This is a genomic window from Nostoc favosum CHAB5714, assembly GCF_020829495.1.
Lineage (GTDB): Bacteria > Cyanobacteriota > Cyanobacteriia > Cyanobacteriales > Nostocaceae > Nostoc > Nostoc favosum.
The window spans coordinates 1-21,704 of the sequence record NZ_JAIVFQ010000105.1; the positions used below are offsets into that span (position 1 = coordinate 1).

Consider the following 21,704-nt stretch of genomic DNA (forward strand, 5'->3'; position numbering starts at 1 on the left):
TCGCCCACCCCACTCACTTAACGAGTGACAGTCGTTATTGGTCGGGGGTGGGACTCCTCATCGCCCAAAAATTCATCTCATCACTCCCTTCCGGGTGAGTGAGAGGCTTCTTTTTGTTTAAGCTAAACTGTTCAATAATTCCACCACCTAACACCTTTTCCCCGTCGTACCACACCGCCGCTTGTCCGGGAGTGATGCTGATTTGGGGTTCATCAAACACCAAACGCACACGGGAGTTTTCCAACGGAATCACCGTCACTGGTGTAGGCGTTGAACGATAGCGAATTTGCACTTCGGCACAAATTGGGGTCGATGGTTCAGCAATAGAAACCCAGTTTACCCGTCCGACAGTGCATTCTGGCTGAGTTACCTTAGTGCGATCGCCTACTATTACTTTATTATTTTCCGCATCTAATTCAATCACATAGAGAGGTTCGGCAGCAGCAATTCCCAAGCCTTTGCGCTGGCCAATGGTGTAGTGATGGACACCATCATGCTGTCCCAAAACTTTGCCTGTAATATCTACAATATCGCCTGTTTTGGGAGCTAAATATTTATCCAAAAATGCCCGCATGGAACCGTTACTTTCCACTAAGCATAAGTCTTGACTTTCTGGCTTGTCAGCAGTTTTCAGTCCGTATTCAGTCGCAATGCGGCGGGTGTCAGTTTTTTCTAGTTCGCCCAGAGGAAATATGGTTGCTGCAAGTAAATCTTGAGACAAATCATAGAGAAAGTATGACTGGTCTTTGTTGCGGTCAACAGCCCTTAATAATTGGTAACGTCCAGTTGCTTCGTCATAGCTAATTCGGGCATAATGACCAGTGGCGATGCGATCGCACCCCAATTCTTCACGAGCATACTGCACCATTGGCCCAAACTTCACCGTTTTATTGCACTGGGAGCAAGGCAAAGGCGTGATTCCAGCACTGTAACCAGTCACCAGGTAATCGACAATATGCGTCTGAAAGATATCTCGAATATCCACAACCTGATGGGGAACGCCCAGTTGTTCACAGAGATCAGCCGCGTCGATCATACCTTCAGAGCAACATTGACCTTTGCCTTTCATTAGCCAAAGAGTCAAACCAATCACTTCATAGCCCTGATGGTGCAGGATAGCTGCGGCGGTGGAACTGTCAACGCCACCAGAAAGACCAACGACGACTTTTTTCATACATTGCACGACAAGCTGCGTGGTTGTCCAATTGTAGCACATACTCTTTCATTGCCTTGCTAGCAAAGCACTTCAGTTTCTGAAGAAGTAAATAGACTTGTGTTGTGAACGAAAGTCCTTGTGTTCTGAACGAAAGTCCTTGTGTTCTGAACGAAAGTCCTTGTGTTCTGAACGAATGAACTTGTGTTCTGAACGAATGGACTTGTGTTCTGAACGAATGGACTTGTGTTCTGAACGAATGAACTTGTGTTCTGAACGAATGGACTTGTGTTCTGAACGAATGGACTTGTGTTCTGAACGAATGGACTTGTGTTCTGAACAAAAGTACTTGTGTGTACACAGTAGCCCCGCAAGCGGGGAGGGGTTCGAGGTGGGGTTTGCAAGAGGTCTATTGTTTTTCACTCCGTCATCATCGAAGAGAACTGAGAAACCATTCTTTCCCTGCTCCCCCATCACCCTTATCTAAGGGACTTCCAAGAAATAAATTATCCAAATGAACGAACCACTCCAGACGCAGAGAACACAGAGAGGGAAGAAATAGAGAAGATTTTTGCGTCAGTTTTGGGATATTTTTTTATTTGGAAGTCTCTAAGATTAATTACAGATGTATTTTTTGCCACGCAGATGAGCTAATTTTAGCTTAACGCTATATAGTTGCTACAACGGTGAACTAATTAGTTCTTGATGGAAATTGTCTAAAAATACTTTGACTACTTTCTAAAGTACTATGTCGAGAGGAATACCAAGTCAATTTATCCCATTTCAGATGCTGCGTCGAAGTTCTAAGGGTTGGAAGCCCACTAAAAAATTTCTCCCCCTGTTAATGGGAGGATGGTTACTGCTAATTCCCAACAACAACGTGCTACTGGCTCAAGAAGCAGGTGAAATTTTACCGCCACCGCCAATTCCCTTTGGTCAACAGCCATCACCGCAGTTACAACCGGCCCAACCATTACAGGACAATCAGTTGGAGCCGAATTTTCAGCCCTCTCAACCCGTACAAAACAATCAGTTTGGGCAGGATTTTCAGCCCTCCCAACCAGTACAAAACAATCAGTTTGAACCGAATTTTCAGCCCTCCCAATCTCCACAGTTTAGTCAATATAACCAGAACTTTGAGCGCTACTTAGTTTACGTAGATGGTAGTGATTTCCAGACGTTACAAGCAATCCGACGGATTGAACCCAGTGCTTACATTCGCCAGTACCAAGGACGAAATGTAATTCAATCAGGTGTTTTTAACAGAGTATCTAACGCCCAACAACGGGTGAGTGAGTTACAGTCACTAGGCATATATAACGCCCGGATTCTCAGCTTCGCTAACGGACAGGAAATAGATGTAGGTAATAGAAACTTTGTAGGCGATCGCAGTAATATAAATCCTCCTAAGCAAGCCTCTAGATATTATGTCGTGATTCCGACCACTCAAGAACAGTTACCTGCGATCGCATCACAAATTAGGCAGAATCTAGCCCGATTTAGCCAAGATTTAGGACGATCTGGCGGAGTCCTCGAAAGGACGCAACCACGAGGGCCACATGTAGCAGTCGGGCCTTTCTCTGATCGATTCCAAGCTGGGGAATGGAATAAATATCTGCGAAATATAGGATACGGTAATGCCAGGGTTTACTACGGAAAGTGAAGAAGTTAGGAGTTAGGAGTTAGGAGTTAGGAGTATTGAGTAGAGACGCGATTAATCGCGTCTGTACAGAGACGCGATTAATCGCGTCTGTACAGGAGTTAGGAGTTAGATGACATCCCTAGTAGATTAATTTTATCTAGATTCAGGATTGCGATCGCAAATGATGAACCCGTGTTTGGCGAGATAATTCTGGATGTATTTGATCTCAATTCTTCACTCCTAACTCCCCACTCCCCACTCCCCACTCCTAACTCCTAACTCCTAACTCCTAACTCCCCACTCCCCACTCCCCACTCCCCACTCCCCACTTTCTCGATTCTTAACGCAGGGATTCAATAATTACTGCTGTTGTAATTAAACACAACAGGATGATTCCCAGTGGAAGCAAAAACTGTTGTAAAAGGTACAGCAGTATGGGTATGATTTGTAAGATACCTAAACCACTGGATAGAACATAGGCGATCGCAATGCCAACTAGCACCAGCAAGAAATATTTCAAGGATTTAGAAGCAAAGCGAAATAGAAGCGTATCTTGATTTGAGTCCATAATTTTACTCACGAAATTAGCCGACTTTTTAGCAGTGAATATTCTTTTTGATTTCCCATTCCCCATTTAAAAAAGAAGGCTATGGGAAATCGTGCCCAGCCTGAAGATTAGTTTTACACGTCGATATTCATCTGATTGGGTGAATTATTCAAAGACTGTTGTTGTCTTTGTGGATTGTTTTGCTTTTCATAATTAGCTAATAGTTGGAACGAAATAAACAAGCCCAACAACAGCAGCAAAAATGAGCCGAAACCAGAGGAATACTTATTTATTTCTCGCTCAACACCACATTTGAGACAAACATATCTATTGGGATTACGTGTATCTTGGGCAAAGGGGCACTGATTTTGATTGCAATCATGATGACAATCTCTGTCTAACATCATTGAACCTCCTGTAGGATAATGACTTACATACTGAGTTGTAAATATGCTCTACAGAATCTAGTTAGTTAATACCCACTGCCTGTTTAGTAGACACCACTTTCATGAGTCATTAATATCGGACAGTAACAAGTAATATCTGTGATTTACTAAGCTTGCAGTAGTAACGCTCTCTAAATCTCTCCTCAACCACCTTTTATTGGCGCTTAACTTAACTTCGCCTGTATTAATTACAAGAGTAATACAGTCCAGAATGCTTTGCAGTCGGATAAAGTAAATCCCCTACCGAGTAGGAAAAAGTATTTTGTAGTATGGCGGGTAGGAAGAAGTAGTAAAAATATCGTTATAATGAATTACAAATGATACATCAAGTTAGCAAATGGGTGTAGAAGAAGCCTTAGAGTTTGTAGATAACTTGGTTTTTCTCAAGACGGGAGAACATTTAGATAAAACTCAAAGGATTATCTTGAGTCATTTGTGGGAGGATGAAAAGCGGACTTACCAGGATATCGCCAACAACCTTCGTTATACAGAAGCGCATTTAAAAGCAGTTGGTGCAGAACTTTGGCATCTACTATCAAAAGTGCTAGGAGAGAAAGTCTCAAAATCAACCTTCCAAGGAGTGGTTCAGAGGTTTAGAGCAACTCAACAGTCGCAAAAAATCCCCGATATTCCAAATTTAGTGGGCAATGACGCTAAATCCCAAGATTTAGATTCTAGCTTTGTAGGACGCGATCGCCAAATAGCCGAACTCCACACCTTAGTCAGTCGGGGAGAAAAAGTTATCCTCATCCAGGGTGAAGGTGGTGTTGGCAAAACTAGATTAGCACGCAAATATTTTAAAAGTCAAAAATTTAATTTTGTCCTAGAACTGTGGATGGCCACAGAAATCCAAAACCTTACTCCTGTAGAGAGTGTGGTTGAAGAATGGCTACGGCGATACTTTAACGAAGAACCGGGAGGAGACTTTGGTATCAGCTTAGAACGACTACGGCGCAAACTCCGAGAACAAACATCTAAAATTGGGGTATTTATCGATAATCTAGAAACTGCTCTCGATCAAAATGGCAAGTTCCTAGAATATCGTCGCCCTTATGTTGAGCTATTAAGAGTATTAGCAGATTCGGATGTGCATTCAGTTACTTTAGTAACAAGTCGTGAGCGTTTGCGGGAGTCTAGTGTAGAGGTTTATCTCTATCCGCTCGAAGGTTTAGATGATGAAGCATGGCGAGAGTTTTTCAACAGTTGCCACATTAATTGTGATTGTACTATTCTCAGTGAAATGTGCAGAGCTTATGGAGGTAACGCCAAAGCAATGCAAATTATCCGAGGAGCAATATTGACTGATTTTTCTGGTGACATCCACGCCTATTGGCAGGAAAACTGTACAGATTTATTAATAGAAAGAGAGTTAAAAGATTTAGTCGCCAGTCAATTTAACCGTCTCCAAAAAAATGACTTAGAAGCCTATCGCCTCCTGTGTCGTTTAGGATGCTATCGTTATCAAGATATTCCTTCATTAGCTATCGAGGGAGTTTTATGTTTGCTTTGGGATGTACCAGAACAAAAACGTAGAGGTGTAATTAAAGCTCTGCAAGATTTGTCTTTAATAGAAGCGAAAAAAGGACAATATTGGCTGCACCCAGTAATTCGTGATGAAGCGATTAGTAGATTAAGATTAGTCAGTGAAGAATGGGAATTAGTAAACCGAAAAGCCGCAGAATGTTGGACGCAACGAGTTACAGCCATCACAAATATCACAGATGCTTTAACTGCTTTAGAAGCTTATTATCACTATGTGGAAATTAGTGATTTTGAGCAAGCTGGTGATGTAATTTTACAAGGGCGAGGTAAACAGTGGAGTATAGGTTTGCCTTTGGGTTGCTCGTTTTACCAACTGGGACTGCTCCAGAAAAACTTCTCTGTAATTAAACGGATAATAGACGATATAAAATCCCAAGAAAGACTAATTAGACTTTACAATATCCTTGGGTATACATATCGAATTATCGGTTGCATTAGAGAAGCTATAGAATGCTATGAGAAATCAGAAGAAGTATTAGGCAAATTAGATGTCAAGCAAACAAAAATATCTATTTTGTTCAATACAGGGCTTTGTAAACTTGAATTATGGGAAATAGAAGCAGCCGAAGATTGTTTCAATTCTGTTTGTAGCCTTGCTGAACAAAATAGCAACCTTGATGATTATATGACTTATGCTCAATGCTGTCTAGCTTTGATCAAATCACGCTCTGGTAGCAGAGAAGATGCTTTTAATCTTGCTGAAGTTGCCTTTTCTGCCATGTCATCATCAACTAGAGTGACTTTATGGGGAATAGGGCATAGTTTAGTAACTCTCTGTTTAACTTATAAAAATTTAGGTAATCTGAAAAAATCCTTTGAATTGTGCCAACGAGCTATATTTCATTCTGAACAAAACAACTTTACCCAAATTAAGGCGAAAGCTATAAGTTGTCTGGCTGAACTTTTTCGAGAACAGGGAGAATTTGCCAGAGCAATTTTTCATCACTCAGAAGCGATAGAAATTCTTGATAAAATTGGTGCTAAATCAGACTTAGCTGAGGCTTATTATCAGTTGGCATTGACTCATAAAAGAATGGGTGAAATTGATCAAAGTAGGGAAAGTTTTATGCAAGCGATGTCTGCGACGGGCTACGCCTACGCACTTTTTAACGAAATGCAAGCACCCAAGCAAGTTGAGAAGGTTCAAACAGCAATGGAGTGTTTTGGAAAATAAGCAATAATATTCGATTTGAATGCTTATATCATGTCCGGGTAATTAACCATAATAACCGGAACCCCACCCCGCAAAAGCTGCGCTTTAGCTCCCCTCCCCGCTTGCGGGGAGGGGTTGGGGGTGGGGTTCTTTTATTATGGGTGATTTGGCGGACATGATATTATTCCTATTTATATTTTTTCATCTTTAGCCTAAATCCCCGTTACAAAACTTAATTACGAATTACGAATTACGAATTGTTTTAACCATGTTCTCGAATCACCTGACTAAACTCATTGACTGCATCATACTGATCCGCCATACGTGAATACTGCGCCAGCAATTCTATATCTAAGTCTGCGAAAAAAGAACTTTGGGACACTTTTTCATATTCCTCATCTCGCAAACAATAGACGGAAAGTAGCCCATCTTCCCAAAACCAGACTTCTGGAACTTTCAGACGCTTGTATATCTCCAACTTATTAATGCCGCCACTAGTGACAGTAATTTCAATAATCAAATCTGGAATCGGTTTTTTAGCCCCAAAGTTATAAGACTCATCTGGTTCTCGTCGCGTACCATCTTTGCGTTTGCCGAGTGTAGCACTTCCTCTAACGTAGAAGCGAATTTTTTTTTCTCTCAGGTATGCCTCTAACAAACGACTTGTAGTACTTTTAGCATCTTCATGGTCATCGGAAACTGGGGACATAATTTCTAAAATTCCATCTAAATAAGTTAGTCGCGCACCTGTACCTTCTAGGTCTACATCTAGCTTTTCTAGTTGATCCCAACTGACGTTATACAGCAAAACATACGAAGTCTTTGGAGTGACAGGTTTGGCGATGACTGGGGAATTCATGGGGCGATCGCTCCTAGAGAGGTCTATAAGTATTACGGTATAGTAATTCTAGGCAAAATAAAGCGATCGCTCCTAGAGAGGTTTTATGTCCCTGACGCTTGAAGACTTGGAACAAATGCAGCAACAGCATCCCGACTTTCGCATGGAACTAGTCAAGGGTAATATTATTGTTATGAGTCCATCAGGATACGAATCAGATGAAGTCGCAGCTGAAATGGTAGCCCAGTTACGTAACTGGGTTAGACCGCGCAAACTGGGACGAACAGCAGCTTCTAGTGCTGGTTTCAGATTGCCAAATTCAGATTTGCGGGCACCGGATGCCTCGTTTGTTATAGCCGAACGCTTGCGTCGTAGTCCGAAGTCTTTTGCTCAATTGGCTCCCGATTTGACTGTAGAGGTGAAGTCCCCTAGCGATAATTTAGACGATCTCAGAGCCAAAATTCAAGAATTTCTGAGTTTGGGAACTAAGGTAGGAATTTTGCTTAATCCAGATGAGCGGATTGTTGAACTTTACAACTTTGGACAAGAGGCAATAATACTTCGTGATGGTGATATTTTAACAGTTCCCGAACTGCTCCCAGGATGGGAAGTACCAATTGCAGATTTGTGGCCTCCAGAGTTTGACTAGGATAGTGATAAAAAACACGGGGAAAAGTAACCCCTATTTTTAAATATGGGTCTAAATTCCCATTACAAAACTTAATTGCGTTAGCGTAGCGGTAGCGAGTCTGCGTACTCCTACAGGGATCTTGCTAGCAAGAGCATCTCGTAGAGAGCGTTATTACGAATTACGAATTACGAATTATTTAACCTTCAGGAGTTTAAAAACTACCGAATAGGGACGTGTTTTGGAATTAAAGAGTTTCTGGTCGTTTTCTGCAAGATGATATCGCTCTGTGGTAATTCTTGGTTCTTCAAATTCGTCCACAGAAAATCCTGCTGCCTTGAAAGCTTTCCAGTAATCGGAAAGAGGACGGTGAAACCAGATAAATGATGTTGTAAAATGGTTCCAAGGTTGGTCATTGCGTTGCGTCCTTTCAAAATAAGAAGAAGCCCAACTATAAAAAACTGTCCCATCCTCACTTACAGTCGTCGAGTTGCCTTGGGGAAAGCAAGGATGTGATACCAATTCTGTATGAAGATGCGCTAAACCATATTTAAGTACAAGAAAAAAGAAAGAGAAACGAACCGCAAAGGACGCAAAGGACACAAAGAAAGAAAGAAAGAAAGAAAGAAAGAAAGAAGTTAAAAGGGTTTGGCGCAGCCTCACAAAGAAATGGTATGAGAATACAAGGATTGCAATACCACTAGGCTTGAGAACACGATTGAATGCCCTGATTGCTCCTTCGAGATCAAGCAAATCCATAAGAACATAATTCGAGATGATCATATCAAATTGCTCATCTGCAAGCGACTTGAGTTCAGTGCATGAATCCAAATGAAAATCTATATCTAGATTATTTTGGCTAGCTCTGAATTGGGCAATTTCTATCATCTGAGGTGAAAAATCTATACCAGTTACACTGGCTCCCTTAAGGCAAAGCTGGCGTGCCAGATATCCTGTGCCACAACCAGCATCGAGAACAGACAATCCTGCAACATTACCAGCAAAACTCCATAGTACTGGATCTGAGTTTAGAATTCGATTGCTGTCGCCATCGTCGCCAACTTGAATATCCCAGTCTCTAGCTCTATTATCCCAGAGTTCAAGTATTTCTTTATCGTCCAAGTTTGCCATTATTTCTTCAGTCATATCTTCCTCCTGAAAAGAATAACTTAATTATTTTTACATAGAAATATGCTAAAATTTTGCTGTATTTAATACATAGCTGAATTGTGAGAGTAAACTCCAAGAGCAAATCTTACAATATAGCGATCGCTAATCCGAAAAAAAGGATAAAACTATCAAAATTTGGCAACTGCGATAGTGATTTAGTCCCCGATCAACTGAGGGGGGGTAGAATATACCTAATTTTCGTAGCTTTAAAAGCCAAACTATGACGATGCATTCTCCACTCCAACGTGCATTTACTAACCGCCGCGTCCTGAAAGTGATTAGCGGCTTGAATAACTTCGACGCTGGTAGCGTCGCTGCTACTGTTAAAGCTGCTGAATTTGGCGGTGCTACTTTTGTCGATATCGCCGCCGATCCAGCCTTGGTGCAGCTAGCTAAAAGTTTGACAAACCTACCAATTTGTGTTTCAGCAGTAGAACCAGAAAAATTTGTGCAAGCTGTCGCAGCAGGTGCTGATTTAATTGAAATCGGGAATTTCGATTCCTTCTATGCTCAAGGACGCCGCTTTGAGGCTCCCGAAGTGCTAGCGTTGACTAAGCAAACCCGCGCTCTCCTCCCGGAAATTACCCTATCTGTTACCGTTCCCCACATTCTGGAACTAGATCAACAGGTGCAGTTAGCAGAAGAACTGGTGAAAGCTGGAGCAGATATTATCCAAACCGAAGGCGGTACTAGCAGTAACCCAGTTCACCCTGGAACTCTAGGATTAATTGAGAAAGCTGCTCCCACCTTGGCAGCAGCTTTTGAGATTTCCCGTGTGGTGTCAGTACCAGTATTGTGTGCTTCAGGCATTTCTAACGTTACCGCACCATTAGCGATCGCGGCTGGTGCTGCTGGTGTTGGTGTTGGTTCCGCCATCAACCAACTCAATAGCGAAATAGCAATGATTGCGGCTGTGCGTGGCTTGGTAGAAGCCTTAGCGACTGCTAGCAACCGCGCGATCGCTTAGTACTTGATGAGGGGGATGAGGGGGATGAGGGGGATGAGGAAGTAATGGTAAAAATTTACTTCTTGTCGTGCTTTTCTCCCTCATCTTCCCCTGCTCAAGAACTGCTCCCTCATCTCCCCTCACCCCAAACAATCCTTCAACGCATAAATCACCTGGTCTTGCTGCTGTTGTGTCAGTTCTGGGAACATAGGCAAGGATATGACCTCATGGCAAGCTTGCTCTGCTATTGGTAAGTCCCCAATTTCATAGCCCAGACTTTGATAAACTGGCTGCAAATGTAAAGGGTGGGGATAGTAAATCATTGAACTCACGCCCTGTTCTTGCAATTGACTACGCACCCAATCTCGATATTTGGCGCTAGAACCATTTCGCCCTTCGCCTGATATGCGAATAGTGTATTGATTCCATACCCCAATACCCTCTGGTAATTCTTGGGGTGGGACAATCCCCGGAACTTGACTAAGAAACTGATAGTAATAGTTGGCGATATCTCGTCGGCGATCATTCCAAATATCTAAATAACGTAGCTTAATCTGCAAAATAGCTGCTTGGAGAGCATCCAAACGGCTATTTACACCGATTTCTTCATGTAAATATCTAATTCTACTGCCATGATCTCGTAGTATTCGCAGTTTAGTGGCGATCGCAGGGTCATTAGTCGTTATTGCCCCGCCATCGCCGCAACCACCAAGATTTTTGGTAGGGTAGAAACTAAAGCAACCAATATGTCCAATGCTTCCTACTTTTAGATTAGCCCACTTTGCACCTGTAGACTGAGCGCAATCTTCAATGATTGACAAATTGTGAGACTGAGCGATCGCCATCAATGATGTCATATCCACAGGTTGTCCAAATAGGTGAACCGGGATAATCGCTTTAGTTTTGGGTGTAATCGCCGCCGTTACTTGCTCCACATCCAAATTAAACGTAGTAGCGTCAATATCAACGAAAACAGGCTTTGCACCGACAGCGCTAATTACTTCAGATGTAGCAATAAAGGTGAAAGGCGTTGTAATCACTTCATCGCCTGCACCAATTTCCAAGACTCGTAACGCTAAGTAGAGCGCATCGGTACCAGAATTACAAGCCACACATTCAGTAACAGTATTATAAGCAGCAAACTGTTGCTCAAAGCCTTCAACTAAGGGGCCGCCGATATAGCGACCAGAAGCCAGAACCTCTAAGACGGCTGCACTTACTTCTGCTTCGATGGTGGTGTATTGCTGCTTGATATCAAAGGCAGGGATAGGATTTACACTTTGGATCATGAGTTCTTATTTTATTGGGAGATACAAAGGATGCACTTCGAGAGTCAATTTTTGCTAATTGAATTATTAATCAAAAAGGAGCTACTAAAAGACTATTGCCCAAGATACGCATCTATTAGGGTTTTTACTTAAATTGTGGCGCCAGAAACTACCGCACATTTAATTTACAGATAGTAGGCATACTAAGTGTTTGCCATGTTAAGGTTGTACCATTTTTGAATTTTGAATTGATAAAGGTGATATATATCAACCAAGATCCAACACCTCGGAGCAAAGTTCCTCTTGTGTGGGCTGCTTTGAGAAGAAAATACTAGGAGATAGAAAACCCATGCAGGAGTTGATCAAGCTGGATTTTGTGGATTTAGCTATTGCTGTGGGATTGATGGCGATCGCTATTGGTTTATCTGCCTGGGAAAAATTAGGACTAGAGTTAAACTTAGCCCTTGCTAGTGGGAGAACCATCTTACAACTACTTGTATTGGGATACATTTTAGATTTCATCTTGGCTTTGGACAATGCTTGGGCAGTTTTGGCGATATTAACAATAATGCTGACAATTACGGCGATTGTCGCACGAAATCGCGTTACTCCAAAAATTCCTTATGTATTGCCTTTGGTGTGGGGTGCAATTTTAATTAGTACCGCGCTGACAGTGCTTTACACCAACTTCTTGATCGTTCAACCAGACAGATGGTATGAACCACAGTATATAATTCCCCTAGCAGGGATAGTCTTAGGTAATGCTACCAATGCAGCTGCGATCGCAGGCGAACGTCTTGTCAGCACCATTAATTCCAGCCATCTCGAAATAGAAACCCATTTGAGCTTAGGCGCAACGCCCCAGCAAGCAGTTAGCCAGTATCGCAAAGATGCCATCAGAGCCGGATTGATTCCGACTCTCAATCAAATGCTCCTCATTGGTATGGTGGCAATACCAGGAATTACCACCGGACAGTTACTAGCTGGTGTCAAACCTCTGGATGCTGTATCTTACGAAATTTTGATTATATTCATGGTGGCTTTCGCTAATTTGTTGACAACACTTTTAGTCACGAAGGGGTTGTGTCGTCAATTTTTTAACTCCGCCGCGCAGTTGGTGAGGTGAAGAGTTAATCTACAATAATCAATAAAAAAAGTAATCCCGTCAAGGGATAGGGGATGTCTGGTAGTACATCCAAGGCGACTAATCCCTAATCCTACGGATGTCCATCCTGAATTTGGGGTAGCTTAAACCTAAATTTCAAACGTCTGACTATATTTGACTATGAGATTTGGAACTATGACGATACCTGTCGATTCCTTGCCGAAAACTTCTCAGCCGACTTTGCCAGTTGGTTGCTGGGAGAGTCCATTACGCTGACGGAGCTAAAACCCTCCGAACTCTCCCTCGAACCCATTCGTGCAGATGCCTTAATTCTACTTGAGTCTGATGATTCCGTCCTGCACCTGGAATTTCAAACCCGTCCCAAAGGGGATATTCCGTTTCGCATGTTGGATTATCGCGTGCGAGTTTACAGACGTTATCCTGACAAAAGGATGCGACAAGTTGTAGTGTATCTTCAGCCCACTGGCTCTAATCGCGTTCGGCAAACCAGTTTTTCCCTAGAGCGCACTCGTCATGAATTCGATGCAGTTTGCCTTTGGGAGCAACCCGCAACCTTCTTCCTACAATACCCTGGACTGCTTCCGTTTGCTACCCTCGGTCAAACAACTGATCCAGAGGCAACATTGCGCCAAGTTGCACAAACCATCAACCAAATTTCAGACCCAATAACCCAAGCCAATTTGACAGCTGCCTCAGCAATTCTTGCTGGGATAAAATTAGAAGAGGATGTTATTTATCGCTTATTGCAAAGGGACATCATGCAGGAATCTGTGATTTATCGTTCTATTCAAGAAGAGGCAGAAGCAAGGGCAGAAACAAGAAAGCAGCGAGAGATTGCTGTTAATCTTTTGCGCCAAGGAATAACAATCAACATTATTGCTTCTGCAACAGGCTTGTCGGTTGAGGAGGTGCAACAACTACAACAGCAGATTAGCGAATCTCCATAGACTTAAATAGAAATCGGGGATCTATATATTCCTAACTCCTCACTCCTAACTTTTCTACCCGCCTAAAGTCCGCGTATAAATTACCTGACCTTGGGAATCATAGAGAAAAAGGGACAGGTTAGCATTGTCACTAATTACAGCTAAGGCTTCCCGTAAGATTTGCAAGTGATTGGTAACATCAACAGCAGTCTTTGAGTTCGCAGAATAAGGATTAGCCAAGTTCTTTTGCCTTATTTGGTCATATTCAGGCGTTAACCGGACAATAATTCCTGCATTGTCTATGCTAAAGGTGCAAATCCGAATTCCATTAATACAGGTTTTATCCAAGTCAGTGCGGGTTTGTTGCAAATTAGTAACAACTTGTAGTTTTTCTTGTGCTTGTTTGAGGGCTGCTGAATAGGGTTTTATGAGAGACTGAGCCTGAGTGTAGTACAAACTATCTTGGGAAATCCGTTTAGCAGTTTGCAAAGCCTGATCCCAGTATGTCGCTGCTGCAAGCCATTGGTTTTGTTGCTCGTATACTTTGGCTTGCTTGGCAGTGCTAACGGTTTGTTGGTAGGCTTTAACAGCTAATCGTTCTTTAGTAGCGCGATCGCGTGCCGCTACTAACTTAGGTTTATAATCTACCAACAGCTTTTCGGCTTCTTGGTATCCAGGGTTAGTTAGGGGAATGCTATTCAAGGCATTAATGGCCACCAGCCAAGTAGACTGCACCTTTTGCCAGTCATTCAAAGATTTAGCAGTAGCTTCCCGTTTCTCGGCTGCATTAGCCACAGCTTTTGCTGCCCTTAGTTTTTTTAGCCATTTTTCCTCCGTAACTATCTGTTGATTTACAGCGTGCAAACGGACACGATAATTAAGTAATTTTCCTTGCACCAGTTCATAGAGTTCACTACTGGAACTTATAGTTTCTAGTGGCGCTATAGCCTGTCGCCATAAGTGTTGCCTAGCTTGTAATTCCTCTAGGCTATATGCGGGAGTTTGAACTTTTTGTGTCGCCAAAGATGCCGTCTGCAAAGCCTTGACCACCTGGCTGATTTTTTCTGACCGTCCAGACAAACTTGCTTTTAGTTCTTCTGACACCTGGTAACGAGGCGACCAACTAGGAATTGTGTTCAAAGCTGTACTGGCTGCCGCAAATTGTTGTTGTACAGCTACTAATTCTTTTTCAGACTTGGCGCGGCGCATCAGTTGCGGGGATTTTGTTTTTAATTGCTCGGCATTTTGTATTTCTTTACACTCAGACATCACACAAGGGCGAGTCAATAAGTAAGCACCACCGCCTAAGACTACAATTCCCACCAAAGCTGCACCCAGTAAGATGAGTTTGATTTGAGATGCTGGCTTTGAAGTCGGCAAATTCGGCGCATCTGCAAACGGGTCAAACAGTTCCTCCTCCTCAGCCTCATCGATTGATGGAGAATAGGTCAGAGCTGATGAAGAAATGGTAGAAAAGTATTGCCCCCCTGCTTCCCCTGCTCTCGCTGCTCCCCATCCCCCCGTCTGCTTCAGAGCCAAGAAACATTTCGCATAAGGGAGTTGTTCACCAAAAACTCTAAGGAAGCATTGCACTCGCTGCTCTCTATGGGGTGCTAGAGACAGAAGTACTTCCTCAATTACTGCAAAGATTATCTGAGCATCAACTATTACATCTGATTCGTGTTGCGTTAAAATCATTAGCTCGTCTTTATTGACGGCACACTTAACCTCGAAGACTTCAGCCGTTGAGACTTCTACAAGCAATTTTTCCTGCAAAGTTTTGGCTAAAAGCTGTAAATCTTCCTGCTGGACTGCTACTTTCATAGAGCTTTCCCGCTAAATTTCTATATTGTTTTGATTATCTTTAAGAGGATGAAATGAACTTTTTAGGTTGGTTGAATGCAAATGCACAGTTTAACCAACCACAGCCGGAAAATCTGAACGACCAACGTTCTAACACACATTCGGACTTTTCACCAAAAATTAAAAAAGCAATTATTGTTCGTGTCGCTACATTTTCACAGTGCTAGATGCAAAATTAAATAATCTGTCTTCAGATGTAAATTACAAATAAAAAATGGGAATAATAGAATTTTTGAGTATTTTAACTGCATTATTTCGGGACAATAAAATACACAGGAGCTAATGCTCTGCAAAATTCTAGTTGCACAGTTGTGACAAATTTATCCAAAGGTTAAGGAAACGATGCTAAGTCAGAGGGTTTTGACAGAAATGGTAGTTATCTTCTATGCTAGGAAACTTACTGAAGAGATTAATTACAGGTTGTGGCTCTAGTACCAACAGGTTGGCTATCAAAATTAATGTGCCTCATTTGCTGAATTCGATAAAATTGATCGGTGAAAAATAAATTTTTATAGCTGCCAAAAGCTTAATTCTGAAATAAAAGTGCTGCAAAATATTAACACAGCACAAAGCAAAGGCTGGGAAAGTGTGAATACAAGGTGTATCAATGGATTTATTAGAGTATCAAGTTAAAGAATGGTTTGGCAAGATAGGCATTCCTGTATTGCCTTCCCAACGAATTGACCATCCCACAGATTTGAAACGTTTAAAAATTCGCTTTCCAATTGTACTGAAATCTCAAGTGCATGGAGCGGAACGGGCAAAAGCAGGTGGAGTCAGGTTTGCGGAAACGACAATTGATGCGATAGCAGCTGCTCAAAATATCTTTAATCTACCAATATGGGGCGAGTTGCCAGAAGTTGTGCTGGCAGAATCGCAATACGACGCCAACCAGGAATTTTATCTCGCGGTGGTTTTAGATACTGCTGTTTGCCGACCAGTACTTTTAGGTTGCAAGGAAGCAGACATCGATTGGGAATCCGCTGGGGAAAGAATGCACCATGTTGTTGTGGAACAAGAATTCTCGCCATTTTATGCCCGACGACTGGCTTTGAAAATGGGTTTGCAGGGGACGCTGATGCAGTCTGTAAGCTGCGTTGTCCAAAAGATGTACCAGTTATTTGTGCAAAAAGACCTGGATTTAGTCGAAATCAATCCCTTGGCAGTCAGTGCTACTGGTCAAGTTATGGCTCTTAATGGTAAAGTCAGGGTCAACGAACGGTCGATCAAGCGTCATCCCGACCTCGCTGAAATGGCGGCAAAAATCATCAGCCGTCATCCCAGTACTGAGATCGATGGTATATCGGGCGACTGGGATGGTGTGAAAATGCACGGGAAAATAGGTATTTTAGGTAATGGTACTGGTTCGGTGATGGCAACTTTGGATTTAGTCGCTAATGCTGGTGGCAATCCAGGTCTTTGTTTGAATTTACGTCATGCTTTCCTCACAGATACTACACCAACTACTTTCCGCGATCGCCTAGAGACAGGTCTAAAAATCCTGGAGGCTGATAACAGCATTCAAGTAATATTAATTAACTTTCTGGGTAGCATTCCTCAAACTGAAGAAGTGGTTGAAGTTATAGCCAGAGTTGTGCAGCAAGACAAGAGCGAACTTCAATCACAGGTTGTACATTCTAATGGTAGTAAAAGTCGGCGAGAGCAGAATTTTAGGCCCTTAGTTGTCCGTCTTGCTGGTTCTGAATTTAATGCTGCTAGAAAGTATTTAGCAACACTAAAAACCCACAGCAATGCGCTCCTCGTGGTAGAAAATTTAGATGAGGCAGTAGCGGCAGCAGTTCGTCTGGCTAAACCAACGGCTAATAAGAGGTAGTGAGTGTCACTTCGTTCAAATTTCAAATTCAAAAATTATTAATTTTTACTGCAAAGCGTAAATTTTTGAATTAAACACCCAAAACAAGTAACCACTAACTTTTGGAAACTAACTAATAGTGCATTCCAACTTAATATTTCTACCTAGAGGGGGGTTTTCCGAGTTTTGGAACACTCAGCCTCAAGGCTAGTTTTTGGAATTTCAGTAAAAATTGAACCAATACGACACTATAAATATGTCGTTTTTATGCCCAGTGGTCTAAGGCACTGGATTGCCAAACTTACGGTAATTTTTTATGAACCTAACGCCAGACAGCAAAGTGTTAATTCAAGGCTTTTGTGAATTTATATCAGGCACTCATGTTGCTCAAATGAAAGCTTATGGTACGAACTTGGTAGCTGGTGTCAATCCTGGATGTGGTGGACAGGAACTGCATGGACTGCCAGTATTTGACTTAGTAGAGGAAGTAATAGAACAATTTGGGGTAATTGACACAACAATTATCTGTGTAGATCCTTACGACGTGCTAGATGCGGCATTAGAAGCGATCGCATCTCATATTGGCCAAATTATTATTATCACTGCTGGCGTGCCGCCTTTAGATATGGTGCAATTACTCCGCAAAGCCGAAGCCTGTGAAACTTTGGTAATCGGCCCCAACAGTCCTGGGATCATTGTGCCAGGAAAAATTCTTTTAGGTACTCAACCTAGCGAATTTTATACCCCTGGGGGAGTGGGGATCGTTAGTCGTAGTAGTACGCTCACTTATGAAGTTGCTTACGAATTAACAAAAGCAGGTTTGGGGCAGTCGATTAGTGTCAGTATTGGTAGTGATGCGATCGTCGGTTCCTCCTTTCTCCAATGGCTGCAAATTCTCGATGAGGATGAAACTACAGAGGCGATCGTTTTAGTCGGTCAACCTGGCGGTGGTAGTGAAGAAGCAGCAGCCCGGTACATTACTGAGGCAATTGATAAACCAGTAATTGCCTACATTGCAGGTAGACTTGCACCACCAGGAAAAACTTGGCGTCAAACTGGGACTTTAGCAACAGTTATCGGACGCGATCCTAACTTTGGCACAGCCCAAAGTAAATTAGCTGCTTTAAAAGAAGCGGAAGTTCCAGTCGCTGAACGTCCTTCTCAGATTCCAGAATTATTGAGAAAGGAGATTAGCTAATTACAAAAAGCGAAGCAATAATCGAGCTGCATCTGCTCTAATGCATGAGAATGGCGATCGCCTCAAGGCAATGATAATTACATCAGCCATAATATAGCGATCGCTCAGGGGCAAATTTTCTTAGAGGAAAGTAGGCGATCGCCACACTTAGGGCATCTACCATTAAACATTTTGAGAAAAGTTTGTCACCTGAGCTTTCATACTTGCAAAAAACGTAATTTATCACCAGCGCCTAACTATGATGTGAAGTCACGAGTGGCGTAGGGCAAAAATCAAATATTTAGATCACGCAGAGCCAGACGAATTTGCTCCAAACGCCTGCGATTAACACCAAGATCCGACTCTCCCATGCGAGCTGCGGAGCGCACATGAATTACTGACTCATTGGGAGGGAAATAAAACTCTACATCATCAATAAATTTGAAGATGCGACTTTTAGAAAGAGCGTGGATGTAATTATCTGTCTGTTCTATAACTTCTGTGCGTGGAACAACGGTGAGAGTTTTTAGTAAGGTTTTTCGTGCTGCATTGCGATCTATATGGTAGGCAATTGGGTCAATGGCATGTTTGGGATCACCATCTTGACTCACAACACAGTTGTCTGAAGGCGGACATGAACTAAGATGACCATTATCAACTCCCAAAGCAGAAAAGGCAGCCCAAGCGGCGTTAGGAAGTATTAAACTATTAATCAAAGTTAGCAATATTACAAAAGCGATACTCCGCAGGAGTCGCTGCGCGAAGGCTGTTAGCAGATGAAACATTATAAATTCACTCCTCAAGGTTTGAATAGCAGACAATCTCTAAATATTGAATCGGTGTTCTAGTGGTCTGTCTCATTAAATATCATAGGTAAACTCATTCTTAATTTTTCTTTTTTTGCGACGGACACTTTCCTCAAGTCGGGAAACCCGCCCACGCAAGTGTCCTCCTCTTTGCGTCTTTGCGGTTCTTTCTCAACTCCCTCAAAATTAAAGTCTTTTGATTTTTGACTTTTGCTTTGCGGTACTAGTAGAGTATCACTCCTTGGTTATAAGCATTTACAAAACTCGTGTAGTCATACTCAACTTGAGTTGCATAATCCACTGCAAAGTTAACAATTTCGTCTTTGAATACAGCCTTGTTACCGTTGACAATATCAGTCACTTCTTTGTCAACGCTTACGGGAATAATCGCAGCATCATAGTCTTTATCAGAGATTGCATGGTTCTTGGCAACGACTTTCCCCGCATATCCCATCGCATCCATGAATTTTGACTTAGTGGTTAGCAATGTATAGTCAAAGTCCACTTGGTAGGGTGATTTTTCATGTACCATAAAGGGGATGCTACTGACCATAGTGTAGCCAACCAAGGGGTCAGTATTGGAGAGCATTGCTTTAGTGGCGATTGCCACCCTTGCGCCTTCTTGGTTCCCGTAAACTGAAGTTGGCAGCAGACCTGGAACTGCGATCAGCTGCGGTGGGCGGAACGCCATCGCAACTGTGCTACTACCTTCCTGCTTCATCTCCAAAATGCGATCGTCGTCGGTTGCTAAACTTGGGCCCTCAATCAGTAAGTAATATCGGTACTTACCAAGATTACCAGTCCCTGAACCTAATTTCAGTCGAATGTCTTTGAGGGTGTAGTAAGTATTGCTATAGCGTTTACTGTTAGGAATTGAGGCAATGTAGCTACTCATAGCCCCAGCAATGTCTGAATAGGTGCTGTTGGATACAGGCTGGAGTTTCGAGGTTGTCTGGAAGACTCTATTGTTACTATTATTTAAGTGCGTGTACTTACTTAGCAAGCTAGAACGGTTCTTGTTTGATGTTTTTTGAATCAAATCTTTGACCACACCGTTTGTATTGCTGGATTCCAAACGGTATGAAAGTTCGTCGTTGGTTCCCTTAAAGTCACTCATCTTGTTCAGATAAGTATCCAAGAAATTCCGAACAATATCCTGAGCATCACTTGAGCTAAGACCGTTTTCTCCAGCTGCCAACAAAATGGACACTGCCATCCGTCGCAAGTCCCAAACGTAGGGGCCAAGATAGGCTTCATCAAAATCGGTGGTGTCAAAAACGTTGTTGTCATTGCTATCTCTCATCCCGCCAAGATTTTGCAGATGCATATCTCCCTGTAACCAGATGGCTGAAGTTGAAGAATTTACAAATCCTGAACTTGGCAAGGTCTGCATATCACGATAAAAAATGTGATCTGTTCCCCGATAAAAGGTGAAAGAGCTAGCTTTCATCTTTTGCATCTTCGTTGCCAGTTCTTGAGGCAATTGAGAAGCAAAGGGATGATTGTATTGGTAAATTTCATTCTCTACCCAAGTTGAACGGAGAGTTGCAGCTTGAACTGGAGATGCAAACCCCAAAATTAAAATTAAGACAACTACAATTGCAGATATGTGTTTGGACATGACAGTCGCTTAGGCGTAAAAAAATGGACTCTTGTTAGACTTGTGTAGAGACAATCATCCAATAACAATTCTTTTACCACCTTGAGCCATAGCTTAGAAAGTAAATTAAAGTACAATGCAACAACTATTTATAGCAAAGAATTCAAAAAGGTAAAATTATAAAGAACCGTCAGAATGTAATCATGTCAGCTATTCAAACAACTGTGGTTCTTGCGATGACGGCCGATGGAAAAATTAGCGCCGTAGATCCTAAAGCGCCTCGTGATTCCGATCCAGTTGATCAAGCACACCTAGAGTATCAAGCCTCCCTTGCCGATTTAGTCCTGGTAGGAGCAGGGACGATTCGGGCTGAGGGGGGAACCTATACAATTCGCAATCCCGAACTGTTGGCAGCACGCGAAGTTCGAGGTCAGTCTCCTCAGCCCATTACCTGCGTTGTCTCAGGTTCCCTTGACCTATCGCTGGACTTGCCTTTTTTAAGCCAGGACATTGAGCGATGGATATTTACAACACGGACTGGTTTGAAGCGTAATTCTGATGCAACAAGCTTGCAAAAGCTGGCTGAATTAATCGATTTGGGAGAGACAGACCTAGACTGGGATCGAGCCTACAGCTTGATGGCAGAGCGGGGTATTCACAAAGTCATTGTTTTGGGAGGCGGTTCTTTAACAGCGGCTCTAGTAAAGGCAGGGCGAATTGACGATTGGTGGTTGACAATTTGGCCCGTCATTTATGGAGGAAAGCACGCCCCTAGCCCAGTGGAGGGAGAGGGTTTTCTTCCCCAAGCTGCTCCTCATCTCCAACTCATCGAAACTCGTCAGGTTGGAAGTCAGTTGTTTTTACACTACCGCACACTCAATTGAAAATGCGCTGTTATTGTTGATACTAAAAAGCGCCCTCCCTTTTGGGAGAGCGCTTTTTGATTTAGTTAATGCTTCAGAATTAACCGTTAATAGCAGGAGCGCTCATAGCCACAGGAGCAACATCACCAGCAGCCAAATCTAAGGGGAAGTTGTGAGCATTGCGCTCGTGCATTACT

The 21,704-nt window shown here is 42.5% G+C and carries 18 protein-coding genes and 2 pseudogenes; 9 read left to right on the forward strand and 11 right to left on the reverse strand.

Annotation, left to right across the window (positions count from 1 at the left end):
* Window positions 1–121: 121 nt before the first annotated feature.
* Window positions 122–1,216 (reverse strand): annotated as a pseudogene (gene mnmA / locus LC586_RS33800) (tRNA 2-thiouridine(34) synthase MnmA); the annotation flags it as partial.
* A 685-nt stretch (window positions 1,217–1,901) separates the two neighbouring features.
* Between mnmA and LC586_RS33805 the strand changes: the two are divergent.
* Window positions 1,902–2,816, forward strand: coding sequence for a hypothetical protein (locus LC586_RS33805; RefSeq protein WP_229489860.1), 915 nt, complete (start codon window positions 1,902–1,904; stop codon window positions 2,814–2,816).
* A 98-nt stretch (window positions 2,817–2,914) separates the two neighbouring features.
* Here LC586_RS33805 and LC586_RS33810 read toward each other — a convergent pair whose 3' ends face one another.
* The 3 genes from LC586_RS33810 to LC586_RS33820 form a co-directional block, all read right to left on the reverse strand.
* The gene (locus LC586_RS33810) at window positions 2,915–3,061 is read right to left on the reverse strand and encodes a hypothetical protein (protein WP_229489861.1); all 147 of its coding nucleotides are present in this window, start codon (window positions 3,059–3,061) and stop codon (window positions 2,915–2,917) included.
* A gap of 74 nt (window positions 3,062–3,135) precedes the next feature.
* Complete coding sequence (locus LC586_RS33815) at window positions 3,136–3,363, reverse strand: hypothetical protein (protein WP_196524301.1); 228 nt, start codon at window positions 3,361–3,363, stop codon at window positions 3,136–3,138.
* A 113-nt stretch (window positions 3,364–3,476) separates the two neighbouring features.
* Window positions 3,477–3,749, reverse strand: a complete 273-nt coding sequence (locus tag LC586_RS33820; RefSeq protein WP_229489862.1) for a hypothetical protein — start codon at window positions 3,747–3,749, stop codon at window positions 3,477–3,479.
* 376 nt (window positions 3,750–4,125) lie between these two features.
* Here LC586_RS33820 and LC586_RS33825 point away from each other — a divergent pair, with 376 nt between their 5' ends.
* A complete protein-coding gene (locus tag LC586_RS33825) occupies window positions 4,126–6,504 on the forward strand; it encodes a helix-turn-helix domain-containing protein (protein ID WP_229489863.1) in 2,379 nt (792 codons plus the stop codon).
* 241 nt (window positions 6,505–6,745) lie between these two features.
* Here LC586_RS33825 and LC586_RS33830 read toward each other — a convergent pair whose 3' ends face one another.
* A complete protein-coding gene (locus LC586_RS33830) occupies window positions 6,746–7,342 on the reverse strand; it encodes a Uma2 family endonuclease (protein WP_229489864.1) in 597 nt (198 codons plus the stop codon).
* 85 nt (window positions 7,343–7,427) lie between these two features.
* Between LC586_RS33830 and LC586_RS33835 the strand changes: the two genes are divergently transcribed.
* On the forward strand, window positions 7,428–7,970 hold the full coding sequence (locus LC586_RS33835; RefSeq protein ID WP_229489865.1) for a Uma2 family endonuclease: 543 nt from the start codon (window positions 7,428–7,430) through the stop codon (window positions 7,968–7,970).
* Between the two features lie 174 nt (window positions 7,971–8,144).
* On the opposite strand, the gene LC586_RS33840 is transcribed toward LC586_RS33835, so the two are convergent.
* Window positions 8,145–9,095, reverse strand: a complete 951-nt coding sequence (locus tag LC586_RS33840) for a class I SAM-dependent methyltransferase (RefSeq protein WP_229489866.1) — start codon at window positions 9,093–9,095, stop codon at window positions 8,145–8,147.
* A gap of 244 nt (window positions 9,096–9,339) precedes the next feature.
* On the opposite strand from LC586_RS33840, the gene LC586_RS33845 reads away from it, so the two are divergent.
* On the forward strand, window positions 9,340–10,086 hold the full coding sequence (locus tag LC586_RS33845) for a DUF561 domain-containing protein (protein ID WP_229489867.1): 747 nt from the start codon (window positions 9,340–9,342) through the stop codon (window positions 10,084–10,086).
* Between the two features lie 119 nt (window positions 10,087–10,205).
* On the opposite strand, the gene LC586_RS33850 is transcribed toward LC586_RS33845, so the two are convergent.
* Window positions 10,206–11,354 (reverse strand): DegT/DnrJ/EryC1/StrS family aminotransferase, encoded by a 1,149-nt coding sequence (locus LC586_RS33850; protein ID WP_229489869.1) that lies wholly within the window; start codon window positions 11,352–11,354, stop codon window positions 10,206–10,208.
* A gap of 328 nt (window positions 11,355–11,682) precedes the next feature.
* Between LC586_RS33850 and LC586_RS33855 the strand changes: the two genes are divergently transcribed.
* Both LC586_RS33855 and LC586_RS33860 read left to right on the forward strand, forming a co-directional pair.
* Window positions 11,683–12,459 carry an ABC transporter permease gene (locus LC586_RS33855; protein WP_229489870.1) on the forward strand — a complete coding sequence of 259 codons (777 nt, stop codon included), beginning with the start codon at window positions 11,683–11,685 and terminating at the stop codon, window positions 12,457–12,459.
* A gap of 164 nt (window positions 12,460–12,623) precedes the next feature.
* The gene (locus LC586_RS33860) at window positions 12,624–13,406 is read left to right on the forward strand and encodes an Rpn family recombination-promoting nuclease/putative transposase (protein WP_309143418.1); all 783 of its coding nucleotides are present in this window, start codon (window positions 12,624–12,626) and stop codon (window positions 13,404–13,406) included.
* A gap of 54 nt (window positions 13,407–13,460) precedes the next feature.
* On the opposite strand, the gene LC586_RS33865 is transcribed toward LC586_RS33860, so the two are convergent.
* Entirely contained in the window at window positions 13,461–15,209 is a 1,749-nt protein-coding gene (locus LC586_RS33865; protein ID WP_229489872.1) for a hypothetical protein, read from the reverse strand.
* A 646-nt stretch (window positions 15,210–15,855) separates the two neighbouring features.
* Between LC586_RS33865 and LC586_RS33870 the strand changes: the two genes are divergently transcribed.
* Window positions 15,856–17,082 (forward strand): succinate--CoA ligase subunit beta, encoded by a 1,227-nt coding sequence (locus LC586_RS33870; protein WP_229489873.1) that lies wholly within the window; start codon window positions 15,856–15,858, stop codon window positions 17,080–17,082.
* 295 nt (window positions 17,083–17,377) lie between these two features.
* Window positions 17,378–18,259 (forward strand): succinate--CoA ligase subunit alpha, encoded by an 882-nt coding sequence (locus LC586_RS33875; protein WP_229489874.1) that lies wholly within the window; start codon window positions 17,378–17,380, stop codon window positions 18,257–18,259.
* Between the two features lie 272 nt (window positions 18,260–18,531).
* Here the strand turns inward: LC586_RS33875 and LC586_RS33880 are convergent, their stop codons facing one another.
* Together LC586_RS33880 and LC586_RS33885 are read right to left on the reverse strand one after the other, a co-directional pair.
* The gene (locus LC586_RS33880) at window positions 18,532–19,023 is read right to left on the reverse strand and encodes a DUF1499 domain-containing protein (protein ID WP_229489875.1); all 492 of its coding nucleotides are present in this window, start codon (window positions 19,021–19,023) and stop codon (window positions 18,532–18,534) included.
* 244 nt (window positions 19,024–19,267) lie between these two features.
* The gene (locus LC586_RS33885; RefSeq protein ID WP_229489876.1) at window positions 19,268–20,665 is read right to left on the reverse strand and encodes a DUF2252 domain-containing protein; all 1,398 of its coding nucleotides are present in this window, start codon (window positions 20,663–20,665) and stop codon (window positions 19,268–19,270) included.
* 182 nt (window positions 20,666–20,847) lie between these two features.
* Between LC586_RS33885 and LC586_RS33890 the strand changes: the two genes are divergently transcribed.
* Window positions 20,848–21,528 carry a RibD family protein gene (locus tag LC586_RS33890; RefSeq protein WP_229489877.1) on the forward strand — a complete coding sequence of 227 codons (681 nt, stop codon included), beginning with the start codon at window positions 20,848–20,850 and terminating at the stop codon, window positions 21,526–21,528.
* Between the two features lie 79 nt (window positions 21,529–21,607).
* On the opposite strand, the pseudogene LC586_RS33895 reads toward LC586_RS33890, so the two are convergent.
* Window positions 21,608–21,704 (reverse strand): annotated as a pseudogene (locus LC586_RS33895) (photosystem II protein D1); the annotation flags it as partial.